Here is a 17,576-nt window from a genome sequence, read left to right on the forward strand (position 1 = left end):
TTTATATACTAAGTGTGTTGTTTAAAAATGCAAAATTACAATTTATTTATTCAGATTTCGAAATAAATTATTACAACTTATAATGTTTCATTAATAAGCGTTCATAAACGGTATCTGGCAATATTCTCTTCAAAACAATCGAAAACTTTTGCATAAAAGCCCCTACTTTATAATGAATTTTTGGTTTTTTGGCATTTATAATTTTCAAAACTACTTCAGCCATTTGTTTTGGATCACTACCTGAGTCTACATGCTCATTCATCATTGCCAATGTCATTCCATACGTTTTTTCATATGCTGATCCTTCCATAACAGGTGCATGATATCTACCTGCTGCAATATTGGTAGCAAAATCCCCAGGAGCTACATTTGTAATTCGAATTCCAAAAGATTGTACTTCCATATTCATCGCTTCAGTAATTAACTCTAAAGCACCTTTAGAAGCCGAATAAACACCTCTAAAAGGTAATCCCATATAACCTGCAATAGAGGTTATATTTATAATTAACCCACTCTTTTGCTGACGCATTTGAGGCAAAACTGCTTTCATAGCTTCAATTGGGCCAAACAAATTGGTTTCAAAATTATTTTTTATTTCATCACTTGGAATTTCTTCCAATGGCCCAGTAATTCCTACACCTGCATTATTTATCAATACATCAATCCTATTTTCTTTAGCAATTAATTCTGAAACTGCTTTATGAATACTTGTAGCATTTCTAACATCTAAAGCTAATAATGGAATTCTCGAATTTAGGACCTTTTCAGGATTTCTACTCGTACCATAAACAATATATCCTTTATCTAATAAATATTCTCCTATGGCTTTACCAATTCCTGAGGAAGCTCCTGTAATAAAAATAACTTTGCTCATTTTTTATATTTAAAGTGCGAAATTAAAACTTTTAATAGGTTATTTAAAACTATTTCATACAAATTCCTAAACCTGGCTTTTCAGACAGTATAATTTTACCCTTATCAATAGTCGTTCCATATGCTACATCATTCGCTATGAGATTGGCTCCATCTAAATCCACATAATCTGCAAATGGAGTAAGAACCGCTCCAGCAGAAATACCAACAGTACTTTCCGTCATACAACCCATCATAATTTTAAAATTATTTTTTTTAGCTTCACGAATCAATTCTAAAGCAGGAGTTAAACCACCCACTTTAACTAATTTGATATTGATTGTTTTATAATGAGAAATTAACTGAGATAAACTTTCCTTCTCTTGACAATCTTCATCGGCCATCCAATTCGCTTTTTTTGAAGCATTTAATTGTACATAATTGGAATAACCAACAGGCATTGGTTGTTCAATATAATGCAATCTTTCAGCAAGAGTATGATCTTCTAATAGTTTGCAATCTTCAATCGAAAAACTACCATTAGCATCCAAAGCGATTTCTTTATCTGTTTCTAATAGTGCTTTAATTGTATCTAGATTACACGTATTACATTTTACTTTAAATTTTTGCCAATGGAATGTATTGATTTTTTCAATTTGTTCTTCAACTGAAGCAATACTTATGGTTAAAGAAGATTCTGGAAGTATTGTATACGATAGGTCATTAAGACTTAAAAAATTTTTATGCTCTAACTTACCAAATAAATCCCAATAAGCGCAATCTAAAGCGGAAGTTAAAAAAGTAGATACATGAAGCTGTTTTAAAAAAGAATAAAACAAAACTGGATGTTCTATATTTTGCTTTTCAATTTGAGATTGAATTCGGATAAGCGTAGCTATTAAATCTTTAGATTGGATACCATAATAATCAATTGCAGTACATTCTCCGTAACCAGAAATGCCGTTGTGACTTAATGAAACAATTATGGCTTCTCGATAAGTGTAGGCACCATAACTTATGGTAAAGGTTTCTTTTAATTGCAATTGAACAAGTTGCCAATGTAACTTCATAATGTTTAGAATTGGCATAAAAATAAAAAATCCCCTTAAAGGAGACTAAAGAAATGCAAAAAAGATGTAGAAATAAAAAAATGGCAAGCGACCTACATCGCACCGCTACAACCGCTTACCCTTGCTGCGTTCCCACCCTGGGGGAGTCTGCAGGAGCTGGTCGTGTAGGACTTGCCGGTGCAAATATACAAACATTTTATATTTTTGCAAGGACAATTGTAACTTTAAAAAATCGTTGTATATTGTACTAATAAAATTTTACTCTAATGATGAATCTTAAGCCATTCGCTTTCATACTATTAAGTCTTTTTATCAATTCGTGTGGAAACAACAAAAATGATGAAAAAAATTTATTTTCTATTGATACTTCTGCTCTAAAGCAGGTTTATCAATTAGATGAACGCGTAAATTTGGTCCTAAAAAATGAAAATAAAGAAACAATTGATTCGGTAGTTTATTTTATAAACGACATAAAAATTGGGTCTGTAAAAAACAATACATCTTTCAAATTTGATTTAAAGAATCAAAAATTAGGTTACCAAGGTGTAAAAGCAATTGTACATGCAAATGCAACTTCTTATGAAGCCAATGCCAATTTTATGGTAGCATCAAATACGAATCCAAAAGAATTAAAATATAAAATCGTAAATACGTATCCTCATGATATCAAAGCCTACACACAAGGTTTCGAGTTCTATCGAGATACGCTTTATGAAGGAACAGGAAATGGTGAAGGTAAAGGAACAGGAACTAGAGGAATTTCTAGTTTACGTAAAACCAATTACAAAACAGGAGAAGTTTATAAATCGGTACCTCTTGCACAAGAATATTTTGGAGAAGGTATTACTATTTTAAATAATAAAGTGTACCAATTAACTTGGTTGAATAATGAAGGTTATGTTTATAATGCAGATACTTTTGAAAAAATAAAAACCTTTAAATATTTTAAACAAATGCAAGGTTGGGGCTTAACCAATGATGGAAAGCATATTTACATGAGTGAAGGTAGTGAGAAAATTTACGTATTGGATCCAGAAACGCTTCAAGAAGTAGATTATATTAATGTTTATACTAAGAAATCTAAAATTGAAGCACTTAATGAATTGGAATGGATTGATGGAAAAATATGGGCCAATGTATACGGCAGAGATGCCATTGCTGTTATAAATCCAAAAAATGGTGCTGTTGAAGGTATCATGAATTTGAGTGATTTAAAAACAAAGATTACACAACATCCAGATGTAGATGTTTTAAATGGTATTGCGTATAACCCAAAAACAAAAACCATTTTTGTAACAGGTAAAAATTGGGATAAAACATTTGAAATTGTTGTAGAATAAGAAGTAAGATAATGGCAACTAAAATTAAAATAAATGTCCCCTCGCCTTGTCATGAGAATTGGCAAGCTATGACAAAAGTGGAAAAAGGGAGATTTTGTTCTAGTTGTCAAAAAAAAGTATATGATTTTACGAACGCTACAGATACACAAATCATTGCTGCTATTGATGGTAACGACAATTTATGTGGTCGTTTTTTGAAAAGTCAATTAGATAGAACGATTGAAAAGCCCAATCAAATAAGAAAGAAATGGTTGGCTTTAGCAACCTTAACTGGATTTTTAAGTTTGGGTACACAAGAGGCTTTTTCTCAAGGAGAACCTGTTAAAATTGTCCAAACGGATACAAACGTTAATTTTAATAAAAAGAATCCGACTTTTAAGCAAGAAATAATGTTTATAGGATCAGTTAATGATGCTGAAGGTATATTATCTGGTGCTTCAATAAATGTAAAGGGAACCCAAAATTACACTAATAGCGATTTTGATGGTAATTTTGCTATAAAAGCTTCTATCGGTGATATTCTAATTATCAGTTATCCAGGCTATATGAATAGAGAGGAAGTTGTAATAAAAAGAGAAGAATATAAAATTATTTTACAAAAAGATAATTTTTCTGAAACTGATCAAGTAATTATAATGGGATATGCAATCAAAAGAAGTTTCTTTGGCAGGCTCTTTCATAAATTAGGAAATCTATTTCGATAATAAAAAAGGGAGTTACAACTCCCTTTTTTTATATGTTATACAATAATATTTTTGGTTTAGGAAAATCTTCCGTTATTTTTGAAACCCATTTTTTAGCGATACGCAGTTCTTCTCCCATTATAAAATCGTTCTTATCCGCTTTAAAAAACTCCAAACGAATGTTCTCGTTTTGATCTTGCATTTCCAAAATTAATTCTAAAAGTGCAACTGACTTGGAGTTATTCTTTTGCTGATTAGTATAACTGTTTTTAATTTGGCTAACAAGAATTTTAACTTTAGTATGATAGTCATTTTTATCTCTAATAAAGAAAAGATATTCTTTATCAGTACTCATACCAATAATCGAATTATCAGTCCAAGTATCAAATTCAAGTACTCGTTTATTTTCTTGAGCAGCAAATTCATTTAAAGTGTTTATAAGACGTTTTCTTTTTTTATTTAATTTATTATTGATTAAGAGAATAGGTATAAATATTAGTACAAAAAACAATATACCCATTAGGCTACTATATATATCCATTTTAATTTAAGTTTTGATTAATTATTCTTTTTTTACTAAAAAATAATTCTTTTTACCAAAAACTATGAAATGGAAAAATAATTTGAAACTTTGAAAAAGCAACAAGATTGTGATTTTGATTTTTTTCATTTAAAGTATTTAAAAAAGAAAAAAACAACTCCTTGTTTACTATAGAGGTTGTGAAATAATTTAAAAAAGGGTTATCAACTTTACTTTCAATAAAGATTTCGTTAACCTCTTCAATAAAAAAATTTGGATTTTCAACTAAAAGTGAAGTAAGAGTACTTTTAGAAGTGAAATGATATTGATCTTGATGAGAAGGTACAAATTGATTTTTATTTGTAATATTATTTTCGCTCTTATTTAATAAAAACGAAAAAAGATATATTAAAATAAAGTACAACAGATACTTTTTCATTTGGAACCAATTAACTAAAGTAAATTTAATCACTTTTAAAAGCAAAAAAGCAAAAATAATGTTAATTTATTTTAGCTTTTAAAAAATATAGTTGGACTTAATATTACATCAATTCTTTCTTTTTTGCTCTTTTCTCATTGTAATATACTTTAGAACTTATATAAATGGTTTTAGCAATTTCAGTATACACTTTCCCATCTGCATCAGTTATATTCAAAAGCTTTATTAAATCCATTTCCTTTTCTTGTGCTACTCTTTCCTTTATATATTGAATCTCATCTGAAGTAAACTCAAATCTTACAAATGCATTTTGGTAAACAGGTCTTTTAAATTTAATTTCCGTCGCTTTGTCCCAAACCACATACTCTTTCCCTAAAATTTGCATTAACTGAATCATATAAATAGGATCAGTTGCAGCAAACAAGCTTCCTCCAAACATAGAACCTACATAATTCTTATTTTTATAACTCAATCGAATAACAATTTTTACATGATGTAAATCTTCAGAAACCGTTAGAATTTTTCCGCAACTTCTTCGGTACATTGGAGATAGATTGAACAGAGTTTTAAATAAAGTTGCTTTTTTAAAAAATCGATTCAAAAATTGAAATAGAGCGTCATACATAACATTATACTGTTAAATGGGACACTATATCTTTTACAGGTAGAATTGATTTGGTATGTTCAATACTTGGTCCAGCCACCCAAACCGTTTTATACGTTACTTGTTTAGCTGCTTTTTCAGTTGCCTTCATTCCAATATAAAAACGAACCATTTTTACCCATTTTTTTAGGGATTTATTTTTGTTTAAAATGCGTTCTAACCAGCTTTGTTTGGTTCCTACTTTTTGAACATAAGGAGTATTAATAACCGTACAAGGAGTTCCTGATATGCGCTCAGTCATGACAATGTCTTTTTCTCCGTATTCCACACATGCTTGTTTGTATTCATCAGATACACCCGCTTCAATTGAAGCTATAAAAGGACTTCCAACAGATACACCAATCGCACCGTAACGCAACATCGAATCTAACTCTTCTTTACTACCTACTCCACCAGCAGAAATTACAGGTAAAGAAGTACCTTCATTTAACTGTTTTATTAATTCTTCCGGACTAATATTTCCTCTATGACCACCCGCTTGATTGTTTACAGCAATTAAGGCATCAGCTTGTAGACTTTCCACTTTTTTTGCAAAATTCAAATCGGTAACATCACAAAAAACTTTTATTCCAACCTTATGTGCTTCTCTAATAGTTTCTTCTGGGCTACCTAAAGAAGTGATGATAAAATCTACTCCTTCTTCGCATAAAACGCGAAGCTGTTCTTTATATTTTACGTTCGATTTATTTACAATTAGGTTGTAACCAAAACTACCACCTTCAATTTTTGTTGCTTTTAATTCTTTAATTGAAGCTCTTAATTCTTCTAATGTTCTATAATTAAGAGCAGGAATACATCCAGCAACACCACTTTTCATTCCTTCAATCACCATTTTAGTATTGGATACTAAAAACATAGGTGCCATAATGATTGGATATTTTATTCCTAATATTGTCGTCAAATTTGGTTTTTCCATCGTAGTATAATTTTATTCAAATATAGGAAAGTTTTATTAAATAGTATGCACGCATACTATTTAATAAAAAACATTATCTTCTTTTTTTTGAAGAAGTAGACTTAGAAACACTTCCTTTTTTCATTTCATATTTATCTGAAGCTACATTGTAAGCATAAGTGTTTTGTTGCGTTTTGTTCTTTAAAATTAAATCACCATTAGGTAATAGATTAAATTCAAAACCTTCTTTTCTATTTCTTTCCTGAGTTTCAGAAGCCGTTTTATTTTTATCTAAAAAAACAGTCTCAACAATATGACTTGATTTTTGAACATTGCCAATCAACAATTCTTTTTTTGCTACATTCCAAATTTGTGACTCTACAATATCTTGTTCTTCTTTTTTTAATTTTGTACTTATAGCATTTTTTTCTTCCCAATGAATATGATATAATTTTACATTGCTAGCTGTAAATGGAGTAATTTTAAAATTTAAGGGTGAATAATTTGCATTATCAATAATTTTTAAACGTAAAGTATCTTGAACACCTTCATTAACAACAAATAAAACAAGCTGTTTTTGTTTATTAACAGTAATGATTTCAGCAGTAAGATTATCAACTTTAGCCAAAACCGATTTGGCAGAAGATTTTTTACTTGTAGCTTTCTTTTTTTGAGAAAAAGTAACAGTACTTACAACTAACAGACAAATTAAAAATAATTGTTTCATAATTAAGGTTTGTTTTTTTAAGAGGTTGGTGTAAACTAACTTGAATAAAACATTATAAACTAAATATTTAGGATTTTATTGTCTGTTTTCAAGATTACCAAAATACGAAAAACATTGGAACAAAAATAAAACACAAAAAACTTCTTTTTTGTAATTAAAATTATCCAAATGTTAAATAAATCTAATAATTTATTAATAAAATAATAATTCTGTTTTTTTTCAGATAAATTTGAGAAAACAAAACCAATATAACCTATAATTTTAATTTATGTTAAAAAAAGTAACTCTACTAGCCACCTGCTTAGTTTTTCTATTTGCAGTGGATAGTCACGCCCAAAGAAAAAGTAAAAAAAAGAATGCTAAAGCTACTACTACTGCTCAAGCAAAAAAAACTGAAGAAAAAAAGGGTCCAAAACCCTATAACAAGGTTATTGATTCTTCAGCTGTATCTCAAAAAGGACTAATTGATGTGCATAAAGTAGATAAAAAGTTTCTTTTTGAAATTTCTGACTCTTTAATTGGTAAAGAAATTATGACCATTACTCGATATTCTAAAACCCCTGCAGGAGGTGGGATTTTTGGAGGTGAGGAAATCAACCGACAAGTTGTAAAATTTGAAAAAGGATTAAATGACAATATCCTTTTACGATCGATAACCTATGTAATTATGTCTCCTGATGAAGACAAACCTATTGCAAGAGCCGTTAAAAATTCTAGTTCAGACCCAATTATTGGTAATTATGAAATTTTAGCATATAAAAAAGATGCCTCTGGTAAAGAAAATGTTGCTTATGTGATTGATATGAACAGTACTTTTGATGCCGATGTTCAAACTTTTTCATTAAGTCCAATAAACAAACAGTTGTTAAGCATTCAATCGTTTCAAAAAGACAAATCTTTTATTCAGGATATTAAAAGTTTTCCAATTAACACTGAAATTCGAAGTGTAAAAACCTTTACAACAGAGCAACCTAAAATCTCTAGAAACCCAACTCCTAAAATTGGTGTGGATTTACCATCAGGATTAGATGCTGGTGTGGTAACTTTAGAATTAAACACCTCTATGTTATTGCTTCCTGAAAAACCAATGCGAAAGAGAGCGTTCGACAAGCGAGTTGGTTATTTTGCAAATGATTATGATGTTTTTAAAGAAGAGTCCTTAAAAGCAGATAAAGAGATTTTTGCCGTTAGGTGGAGATTGGAACCCAAAAATGAAGAAGATGCACAAAAGCAGAAAAATGGGGAATTAATTGAACCCAAAAAACCGATTGTATATTATATTGATCCTGCAACGCCTGACAAATGGAAGCCTTATATCAAACAAGGAATTGACGACTGGAAAGAAGCTTTTGAATTTGCAGGTTGGAAAAATGCAATTCGTGGTGAATATTGGCCTGAAAACGATTCAACTATGAGTTTAGAAGATGCTCGTTTTTCAGTTTTACGTTATTTTGCTGCTGATATTCCAAATGCTTATGGACCAAATGTTCATGATCCAAGAACTGGAGAAATTTTAGAAAGTCATATCGGCTGGTATCATAATGTAATGAGTTTACTAAGAGATTGGTATTTAGTTCAAGCTGCAGCAGTAGATCCTAGAGCTAGAAATAAAAATTTTGATGACAAATTAATGGGAGAGTTGATTCGTTTTGTATCCTCGCATGAAGTAGGTCATACGTTAGGATTACGTCATAATATGGGAGCAAGTAATGCTACTCCCGTAGAAATGTTACGCGATAAAGACTTTATTGAAAAAAACGGACATACGTCTTCCATTATGGACTATGCTCGCTTTAATTATGTAGCACAACCTGAAGATAATATTACAGATTTATTTCCAAGAATTGGAGATTATGACAAATGGGCAATTAAATGGGGTTATTCTTATTTTGATGGAGCTAAAAATGAAGCAGAAGAAAAAGCGTTGCTGAACACCATGACTAAAGAAGCCTATAAAAACCGTCGTTTATGGTTTGGAACAGAAACAAGTCCGTATGATCCTCGTTATCAAACCGAAGATTTAGGCGACAATGCTATGAAAGCTTCAACTTATGGTATTAAAAATTTAAAACGAATTCTACCAAATTTAATACAATGGAGTAAGGAAGATGGAGAAGATTATTCTGAATTACAAGATTTGTATGGTTCATTAGTAGGCCAATACCGAAGATATATGGGGCATGTAACTAAAAATATAGGTGGTATTTATGAAACTCCAAAAACATATGATATGGAAGGACCTCAATATGAAGTGGTGCCAAGTTCCATTCAAAATGATGCTATAGCATTTTTAAATGAAAATCTATTTGCAACGCCAACATGGCTACTAGATCAAAATATACTTTCAAAAATTAATCCTGAAAGCGGTGTAGAAGCTATAAAATCTTTGCAAAACAGTACTTTATCTAGTTTATTATCTGGTGATAGATTGATTCGTTTAATTGAAACATCTTCTTTAAGTAAAGAAAATTATTCGGTAGATGAATTAATGAGTGATTTAAGAAAAGGAATTTTTTCTGAATTAAAAACGGGCAAAGCAATTGATGTATATCGAAGAAATTTACAAAAGTTATATATCAACGAATTGATTCAAGCATTAGATGTAGATGGAAAACAAACTGCTAGAGCGTTAAATAGAAGAACCGTAAGTTATAATGAAACGGATATTCCATCAATTGCTAGAGGTCAGTTGTCAGAATTAAAAAGAGACGTTAAAACAGCGTTAAGTATAACTAATGATCGCTTAAGTAAATTTCATTTACAAGATGTCCTAGCTAAAATTGATGCTGCTTTAGATCCTAAATAAAATCTTTTACATCTATAGAAAAAGCCGTTTCGAAATATTTTGAAACGGCTTTTTTTATTTTATAAAATTTAAATCAAGAAAGTTTATACATTACTATTAGTATTCAGTAACAGTATATTCAATGTTATCAATATTTCCTTCAGTTATTTCAACTGTAGTTGGAATTAAAACATTACTATCATAAAAATCATCATCGAAACCATTATCAAGAAAACAAGAAAAACTAGCTGTAACTTTTTTTTGGTTACTATCACAAGAAGTTACGTCATATAAAACGGTACCTAGGTGATGGTACGAGGCAGTATTTCCAGTTGGAAGTTTAAAAAGTATATTAAATTCTGCGTAAAATACTGCAGTTTGAATATTATCAACATTATAGTTCCCTAACGGAATAGAATTTAATGAATTATTATAATCAGAAATCAATTTTAACCTAAATTTATATTGCGAATTTTCAGCCTCAATATATAAAGTTTTATGATTTATTGACTCTGCTTTTGCTAATAAAGCAGTTGTAACTGTTGCTGTCTGAGCAACACCATTTACTTTCAAAGAAATTGTATTATTACTAGCTGTAGTAGTTGGCGAATCATCACTATTACTACTGCAACCAGTTATTATAATAATTAAGATTAAAAAAACAGATTTAAGAGCATTTTACATTTTATTTTTTTTTAAAATTTTCCAAATATAAAAAAAGTGAACTAATTAAAGTTCACTTCTTTATTATATATATTATAAAAATCTTATTTTACCTCTTCAAAATCAACATCTTGAGTTTGGTCACCAGAAGCTTCTCCTTGTGGTTGTGCTTCTTGAGCTCCACCTTCCGCTTGCGCTTTGTACATTTCCTCTGATGCATTTTTCCAAGCTTCATTAATTTTATCTAAAGCTGGAGTAATTGTAGCTACATCTTTAGATTCATAGGCTGCTTTCAATTCTTCTAAAGCTCCTTGAATAGCTGATTTGTTACCTTCAGATAATTTTTCACCAAATTCAGCTAATTGCTTTTCAGTTTGGAAAATCATCGAATCTGCTTCATTTAACTTGTCTGCTTTTTCTTTTGCTTGTCTGTCCGCTTCCGCGTTCATTTCAGCATCTTTTTTCATTTTTTCAATTTCTTCTGGAGTTAATCCTGAAGAGGCTTCGATACGAATATCGTGAGATTTACCCGTTCCTTTATCAGTAGCAGAAACTTTAATGATACCATTCGCATCTATATCAAAAGTTACTTCGATTTGAGGAATACCTCTTGCTGCTGGTGGAATACCATCTAAATGGAATCTACCAATTGTTTTATTGTCTTGAGCCATTGGTCTTTCTCCTTGTAAAACATGAATCTCTACCGATGGTTGGTTGTCTGCAGCTGTTGAGAAAACTTGTGATTTCTTAGTTGGGATTGTTGTATTTGCTTCGATTAATTTTGTCATTACACCACCCATAGTTTCAATACCTAATGATAATGGAGTAACATCTAACAATAATACATCTTTAACATCTCCTGATAATACACCACCTTGAATTGCAGCACCAATTGCCACTACTTCATCTGGGTTTACCCCTTTGGATGGTTTTTTACCAAAGAATTTTTCTACTTGTTCTTGAATAACTGGAATACGAGTAGAACCACCAACTAAAATTACTTCATCAATATCTGAGGTTGATAAACCTGCATCTTTTAATGCTTTAGCCACTGGATCCATTGATCTTTTAACTAAATTTTCAGATAATTGCTCAAATTTAGAACGTGTTAAAGTTTGCACTAAGTGTTTAGGACCTGTAGCGGTAGCCGTTACATATGGTAAATTTACTTCTGTTTGTGCAGATGAAGATAATTCAATTTTTGCTTTTTCAGCTGCTTCTTTTAAACGTTGTAAAGCCATAGGATCTTTACGCAAATCAATTCCTTCAGCAGTATTAAATTCATTGGCTAACCAATCAATAATTACTTGGTCAAAATCATCTCCTCCTAAGTGCGTATCTCCATTTGTAGATAATACTTCAAATACACCATCTCCTAATTCTAAGATTGAGATATCAAAAGTACCTCCACCTAAGTCATAAACAGCGATTTTTTGATCTTTACCTTGTTTGTCTAAACCATAAGCTAAAGCAGCTGCTGTAGGTTCATTAATAATACGCATTACTTCTAAACCTGCAATTTGACCTGCTTCTTTAGTAGCTTGACGTTGCGCATCATTAAAATATGCTGGCACCGTAATAACTGCCTGAGTTACTGTAGTTCCTAAATAATCTTCAGCCGTTTTTTTCATTTTTTGAAGTGTCATAGCTGACAATTCTTGCGGTGTATACAATCTACCATCGATGTCTACTCTAGGAGTATCATTATCACCTTTAACCACTTTATAAGCTACAGTAGAAGCTTCTTTAGCGCTTTCCGAATATTTATTACCCATAAAACGTTTTACAGAAGCAATCGTTTTAGTAGGATTTGTTACAGCTTGTCTTTTAGCAGGATCACCTACTTTAATTTCACCACCTTCTACAAATGCAATTACTGAAGGCGTTGTTCTTTTTCCTTCTGCATTAGCAATTACGACTGGTTCACCACCTTCCATAACTGCCACGCATGAATTTGTTGTACCTAAATCAATTCCAATAATTTTACTCATAATTTTAATCTTAATTTATTGTGTGTTTTTTATTTTATTCTTTAAAACTTGTTTAGTATTTGTCAATCTTTGTGCCAAGACAATTTTATTGAATAATTGTCATTTTTTTTGACAGCTAAAAAAAACAACAATGACATAATGACATAAAAGTATAAAAAAAGGTTGCCAATTGGCAACCTTTTTTCTATTGAGATTTTTGAAACTTATCTTAAGTTTGTATATTCTTCTTGAGACATTTCTCCTCTTGCAATTCTTCCCAATTCTTCCATGTGTGACATCATGAAATCGTGGAATTGAGCATCAATACCTTCTGGTTGTGGCATTCTGTAAGTACCATTCAATACTCCATTATAGTAATAGAAGAAATAATAGTCGAAATTAGTTGCTGATAATTTAGCATTTTGTGGGTCTGCAAATAAGAATCCTAAACGCACAGCAGATCTTCTTTGTGGAGGTGTACCATGGTGACCCGCACTTGTTGTAGAATAATCTCCAATTGCATAAGCCGCTTCATAAGCAGTTGCAATTGATGCGAAAGTTGATTTACCATATCCTCTTCTTAAATAGTATCCAGCAAAACCATCTGCTTCTAACTCAGCAGCTCTTGCAGTAGATTCATTTCTAGTTGGTAATCTATATGCATATTGAAGTTGGTGGCCATATTCATGAGCCAAAATCATTACATTAATTAAGTTTGAGTTGTCTCTGTCATAAGCCCATTTGAAGATAGCTTCTCCAAAATAAATTTTACCATTACTATAAGAAATAGCATTAAAAGTTGAACTAGGGTTAGATAAATCTCTTACATAACGAAATGTAGGAGCTGATCTTCCCCAAAAAGATGCAATAGCACTATTTTGTGAAGTAATTAAACTTGAGTTTCTTGTACTTCCACTGTTAGGTAAACTAGTATAAAGACTTGCTGATGAACTCCAGTTTCCATCAACATAACCGCATTCTCCTTCTCTGCCGTTAGGTTGTTGGTCAATAACTGATAGAACTTCTTCTTGAGAATCAACAGTTGTTTCTTCGTCTTTACTACATGATAGCATAGTAGATAATGCTAAAGCTCCTAAAAATAGAGATGCATTTCTGAAATTTGTTTTCATTGTTTGAAATAGTTAAGGTTATTAATATGGCAATATTATGCATTTTTTTAATATTAAAATTACATTAAATCTATATTAATAGTTAAAAAAACCTTTAAAAACCATATATCTATAAAAAACAAACTTTAATCGATGTTTCTTGTTAAAAAACAGTAAAAATTAACAAAAAACAGGAAGTCAATCAAAAATGTAACACGTTAAGATTTTGCAATAATTAATCTAAATTTAATTTTCTACTCTATATTTGTAAACAAAAAAACTCATGGAATGTATCTCTGTCTTTGATATGCTTAAAATAGGTGTTGGTCCTTCCAGTTCTCATACTTTAGGACCATGGAGAGCTGCTGAAAGATTTATTAAAGAATTAAAAGAAAAAGAAATTTTAGACTATATTAATAGGATTAAAGTTGATTTATATGGTTCTCTTTCACTAACAGGTAAAGGACATGCTACCGATTTAGCTGTTATGCTTGGCTTAAGTGGAGCCGATCCTGAATATATTCCTGTTGAAAGTATAGATGTCATCATTTCTGCCATTAAAAATAAAAATGAGCTGTTTTTAGGAAATGAAATCATTATTCCCTTCCATACAGATAAGGATATTGTTTTTAATAGAGAATTCTTACCTTTTCATGCCAATGGAATAAAATTTACGGCATATACTACACATTCAGAATATGAAAACACCTATTATTCTATTGGTGGTGGATTTGTAGTTGTAGAAGAGAGAATCAATTCTGCTGCTAACGAAGAAATTAAATGTGCCTTTCCTTTTCCAATAGATAAAGCTTCAGAATTATTAGCATATTGTCAATCTCAAAATAAAAAAGTTTGGGAAATTGTTTATGAGAATGAAAAATCCATGCGTTCTGAAACCGAAATTCATAATGAATTGATGCGTATTTGGGACACCATGTTAGAATGTATGTATATTGGATGTCATTCAGAGGGAATTTTACCTGGCGGACTGAATGTTAGAAGAAGAGCTTATGATATGCATAAAAATCTTATTGGGGTTTTACCATATGATAGTCCGTATTCTTGGATGCAAATTATTAGACAAACAGAAGTAAAATTCAGACAAATTTTAAAATGGGTAAGTTGTTTCGCATTAGCTGTGAATGAAGTAAATGCTTCATTAGGAAGAGTTGTAACCGCTCCTACAAATGGAAGCGCTGGAGTAATTCCTGCTGTTTTAATGTACTATTTGGTAATTGAAAATCATCAAGCCAATGAAGAACAAATCAAACAATTTTTAATGACTGCTGGAGAAATAGGTAGTATCTTTAAAAAAGGAGCTACAATTTCAGCAGCTATGGGTGGTTGTCAAGCAGAAATTGGAGTTTCAAGTGCAATGGCAGCAGCAGGTTTATGTGAAGTAATGGGAGGCACACCAGAACAAGTTATGGTGGCAGCAGAAATTGCAATGGAACATCATTTAGGTCTAACTTGCGATCCAATTGGCGGTTTGGTTCAAGTTCCTTGTATTGAAAGAAATACTATGGGAGCAATCAAAGCAATAAATGCAGCCGAATTAGCTTTAGAAACAGATGCTAAAAACACTAAAGTTCCTTTGGATAAAGTAGTGAATACGATGTGGGAAACTGCAAAAGACATGAACACAAAATACAAAGAAACTTCAGAAGGAGGTTTAGCTGTAGGAGTTAATTTAGCTGATTGTTAAAACATTACCTTATTCTCGTATCTATAATATGAATAATTACCCATTGCTCCTTTTCTTTCACCAAAGAAAAGGAGTTGGTTCCTTTATGACTCAAATTACCATTAACATAAAATTCATAGGGTGTCCATACATGTGCTAATACCCCATCAGATTGCACTTTATAGTCCAAGATTCTTTCTTCAAAAACCAAATTCTCAGGTAAACTTTTTATAGATTTTAGAAAATTAGAAAAGGTTTCCGTGGTAACTTTATTTCCTTCTTTGGTTGTAGCAACCGATTGCATCACTATATCTTTATGTGTTGTTGCACGCAAAGCCAAAGTATCTTTTTTATGAAATTCGTTAAAGAAATTCTCAATTACATTTTTAGGTTCTATATCTTGTGCCTGAATAAAATTGGCTACAATAAAAAATACAAAAAATAACTTTTTCATTGTTTTACAAATTTTTAGTTGCTCCCTATAAGTAGTTTTTTATTAAAAATAGTTACAATTTCTAAGAATATCTTAATTTTACAAAGAATTTTGATTTTAAAAACGAGAGTTTCTCAAACTATACTATAATATTATGTCAGTAGCCAAAAAAGATTACAAAAGAATTACCACTAAAACACTAATCGAGATGAAAGAAAATGGAGAAAAAATCTCCATGTTAACAGCCTATGATTACACTATGGCTAAAATTGTGGATTCATCTGGTGTAGATGTTATATTAGTGGGTGATTCGGCAAGTAATGTGATGGCAGGACACGAAACCACGTTACCAATTACATTAGACCAAATGATTTATCACGCTTCATCTGTAATTAGAGCTGTAGAAAGAGCTTTAGTAGTTGTAGATTTACCATTTGGTAGTTACCAATCTGATCCAAAAGAAGCGTTGCGTTCTGCCATTCGAATTATGAAAGAAAGTGGCGGTCATGCCGTTAAATTAGAAGGAGGAAGTGAAATTAAAGATTCTATAAAGCGAATTTTACATGCTGGAATTCCGGTAATGGGACATTTAGGTTTGACACCACAATCTATTTATAAATTTGGAACCTATACGGTTCGAGCAAAAGAAGATGCCGAAGCTGAAAAGCTAATGGAAGACGCTAAAATGTTAGAGCGCATTGGTTGTTTTGCCATTGTCTTAGAAAAAATACCCGCAGCTTTAGCTGAAAAAGTAGCGAAAAGTGTTTCCATTCCTGTAATTGGTATTGGAGCTGGAAATGGTGTAGATGGCCAAGTATTAGTATTACATGATATGATTGGAATGACACATGAATTTAGTCCAAGATTCTTAAGAAGGTACATGAATTTATATGAAGATATGACCACAGCAATTAGTCAGTATGTTACTGATGTTAAGGCTGTTGATTTTCCAAATGAAAACGAACAATATTAAGAAAATTAGTTCAAAAGTTGAAGTGTTTAATGTTGTTTAAAATAGTTTAATGTTAAAAAAAGTTTTATCTACAAAAGATAACATTCAAGTTCTCCACGAAGACAATCATATCATTGTGATAAACAAACGTGCTGGAGATATTGTGCAAGGTGATAAAACGGGAGACAAACCTCTTTCAGATGTAGTAAAAGAATACCTTAAAGAAAAATATAATAAACCTGGAGAAGTTTTTTTGGGAGTGATTCACCGTTTGGACAGACCTACAACTGGTATTGTTGTTTTTGCCAAAACATCAAAAGCATTAACCCGTTTAAATGAAAGTTTTAAAAATAGAGAAACTAAAAAAATCTATTGGGCAGTCGTAAAAAACTCTCCACCAAAACCCAATGATACTTTAGTTCATTTTCTAAAAAGAAATTCCAAAAACAACACTTCAAAAGCACATATAAAAGAAGTTCCTGATAGTAAAAAAGCGAGTCTAGAATATCGCCTATTTAAAAAATTGGACAATTATTTTGGCCTTGAAATTCTATTACACACAGGAAGACATCATCAAATTAGAGCCCAATTATCTGCTATTGGTTGCCCAATAAAAGGAGATTTGAAATATGGTTTTGACAGAAGTAATTCAGATGGAGGTATTCATTTACATGCTAGAAAATTAGAAATTATCCATCCAGTAACCAAAGAAGACCTATTTTTTGTAGCTCCCACTCCAAATGAAGTGATTTGGAATGCAATCATACAATAAAAAAGGGAACAAATGGTT

At 31.1% G+C, this 17,576-nt stretch carries 17 protein-coding genes and 1 other RNA gene; 6 read left to right on the forward strand and 12 right to left on the reverse strand.

Features of this window, described 5'->3' with window-relative positions; translation table 11 throughout:
- Positions 1 to 70 precede the first annotated feature (70 nt).
- From FHG05_RS04350 to ffs, 3 genes are all read right to left on the reverse strand, one after another.
- Entirely contained in the window at positions 71 to 874 is an 804-nt protein-coding gene (locus tag FHG05_RS04350) for an SDR family oxidoreductase (protein WP_140996789.1), read from the reverse strand.
- A gap of 49 nt (positions 875 to 923) precedes the next feature.
- Positions 924 to 1,922 carry an enolase C-terminal domain-like protein gene (locus FHG05_RS04355; protein ID WP_140996790.1) on the reverse strand — a complete coding sequence of 333 codons (999 nt, stop codon included), beginning with the start codon at positions 1,920 to 1,922 and terminating at the stop codon, positions 924 to 926.
- A gap of 78 nt (positions 1,923 to 2,000) precedes the next feature.
- Positions 2,001 to 2,099, reverse strand: an RNA gene (gene ffs, locus FHG05_RS04360) — signal recognition particle sRNA small type.
- Between the two features lie 89 nt (positions 2,100 to 2,188).
- On the opposite strand from ffs, the gene FHG05_RS04365 reads away from it, so the two are divergent.
- Both FHG05_RS04365 and FHG05_RS04370 read left to right on the forward strand, forming a co-directional pair.
- On the forward strand, positions 2,189 to 3,262 hold the full coding sequence (locus tag FHG05_RS04365) for a glutaminyl-peptide cyclotransferase (protein WP_140996791.1): 1,074 nt from the start codon (positions 2,189 to 2,191) through the stop codon (positions 3,260 to 3,262).
- Positions 3,263 to 3,273: 11 nt separating this feature from the next.
- Entirely contained in the window at positions 3,274 to 3,966 is a 693-nt protein-coding gene (locus tag FHG05_RS04370) for a carboxypeptidase-like regulatory domain-containing protein (RefSeq protein WP_140996792.1), read from the forward strand.
- A gap of 28 nt (positions 3,967 to 3,994) precedes the next feature.
- Here the strand turns inward: FHG05_RS04370 and FHG05_RS04375 are convergent, their stop codons facing one another.
- The 5 genes from FHG05_RS04375 to FHG05_RS04395 all read right to left on the reverse strand — a co-directional run bounded on the left by FHG05_RS04375 (position 3,995) and on the right by FHG05_RS04395 (position 7,190).
- Positions 3,995 to 4,486, reverse strand: coding sequence for a hypothetical protein (locus FHG05_RS04375; protein ID WP_140996793.1), 492 nt, complete (start codon positions 4,484 to 4,486; stop codon positions 3,995 to 3,997).
- A gap of 52 nt (positions 4,487 to 4,538) precedes the next feature.
- On the reverse strand, positions 4,539 to 4,904 hold the full coding sequence (locus FHG05_RS04380) for a hypothetical protein (protein ID WP_140996794.1): 366 nt from the start codon (positions 4,902 to 4,904) through the stop codon (positions 4,539 to 4,541).
- Positions 4,905 to 5,007: 103 nt separating this feature from the next.
- Complete coding sequence (locus tag FHG05_RS04385) at positions 5,008 to 5,529, reverse strand: DUF4442 domain-containing protein (RefSeq protein ID WP_140996795.1); 522 nt, start codon at positions 5,527 to 5,529, stop codon at positions 5,008 to 5,010.
- 4 nt (positions 5,530 to 5,533) lie between these two features.
- Entirely contained in the window at positions 5,534 to 6,484 is a 951-nt protein-coding gene (locus FHG05_RS04390) for an NAD(P)H-dependent flavin oxidoreductase (protein WP_140996796.1), read from the reverse strand.
- A gap of 73 nt (positions 6,485 to 6,557) precedes the next feature.
- Positions 6,558 to 7,190, reverse strand: coding sequence for a hypothetical protein (locus tag FHG05_RS04395; RefSeq protein ID WP_140996797.1), 633 nt, complete (start codon positions 7,188 to 7,190; stop codon positions 6,558 to 6,560).
- A gap of 268 nt (positions 7,191 to 7,458) precedes the next feature.
- Between FHG05_RS04395 and FHG05_RS04400 the strand changes: the two genes are divergently transcribed.
- Positions 7,459 to 9,996, forward strand: a complete 2,538-nt coding sequence (locus FHG05_RS04400; RefSeq protein WP_140996798.1) for a zinc-dependent metalloprotease — start codon at positions 7,459 to 7,461, stop codon at positions 9,994 to 9,996.
- 96 nt (positions 9,997 to 10,092) lie between these two features.
- Here the strand turns inward: FHG05_RS04400 and FHG05_RS04405 are convergent, their stop codons facing one another.
- From FHG05_RS04405 to FHG05_RS04415, 3 genes are all read right to left on the reverse strand, one after another.
- Positions 10,093 to 10,548: a hypothetical protein gene (locus FHG05_RS04405; RefSeq protein WP_140996799.1), complete on the reverse strand. Its 456-nt coding sequence runs from the start codon at positions 10,546 to 10,548 to the stop codon at positions 10,093 to 10,095.
- 194 nt (positions 10,549 to 10,742) lie between these two features.
- Positions 10,743 to 12,629 (reverse strand): molecular chaperone DnaK, encoded by a 1,887-nt coding sequence (dnaK, locus tag FHG05_RS04410; RefSeq protein ID WP_140996800.1) that lies wholly within the window; start codon positions 12,627 to 12,629, stop codon positions 10,743 to 10,745.
- Between the two features lie 203 nt (positions 12,630 to 12,832).
- A complete protein-coding gene (locus FHG05_RS04415) occupies positions 12,833 to 13,738 on the reverse strand; it encodes a neutral zinc metallopeptidase (protein WP_140996801.1) in 906 nt (301 codons plus the stop codon).
- Between the two features lie 262 nt (positions 13,739 to 14,000).
- On the opposite strand from FHG05_RS04415, the gene FHG05_RS04420 reads away from it, so the two are divergent.
- A complete protein-coding gene (locus FHG05_RS04420) occupies positions 14,001 to 15,422 on the forward strand; it encodes an L-serine ammonia-lyase (RefSeq protein WP_140996802.1) in 1,422 nt (473 codons plus the stop codon).
- Between the two features lie 4 nt (positions 15,423 to 15,426).
- Here the strand turns inward: FHG05_RS04420 and FHG05_RS04425 are convergent, their stop codons facing one another.
- Positions 15,427 to 15,855, reverse strand: coding sequence for a nuclear transport factor 2 family protein (locus FHG05_RS04425; RefSeq protein ID WP_140996803.1), 429 nt, complete (start codon positions 15,853 to 15,855; stop codon positions 15,427 to 15,429).
- Positions 15,856 to 15,988: 133 nt separating this feature from the next.
- Here FHG05_RS04425 and panB point away from each other — a divergent pair, with 133 nt between their 5' ends.
- Positions 15,989 to 16,807, forward strand: coding sequence for a 3-methyl-2-oxobutanoate hydroxymethyltransferase (gene panB / locus FHG05_RS04430; protein ID WP_140996804.1), 819 nt, complete (start codon positions 15,989 to 15,991; stop codon positions 16,805 to 16,807).
- Positions 16,808 to 16,856: 49 nt separating this feature from the next.
- Complete coding sequence (locus tag FHG05_RS04435) at positions 16,857 to 17,558, forward strand: RluA family pseudouridine synthase (RefSeq protein ID WP_140996805.1); 702 nt, start codon at positions 16,857 to 16,859, stop codon at positions 17,556 to 17,558.
- Positions 17,559 to 17,576 lie beyond the last annotated feature (18 nt).

This window comes from Flavobacterium profundi (assembly GCF_006491645.1).
GTDB classification, from domain to species: domain Bacteria; phylum Bacteroidota; class Bacteroidia; order Flavobacteriales; family Flavobacteriaceae; genus Flavobacterium; species Flavobacterium profundi.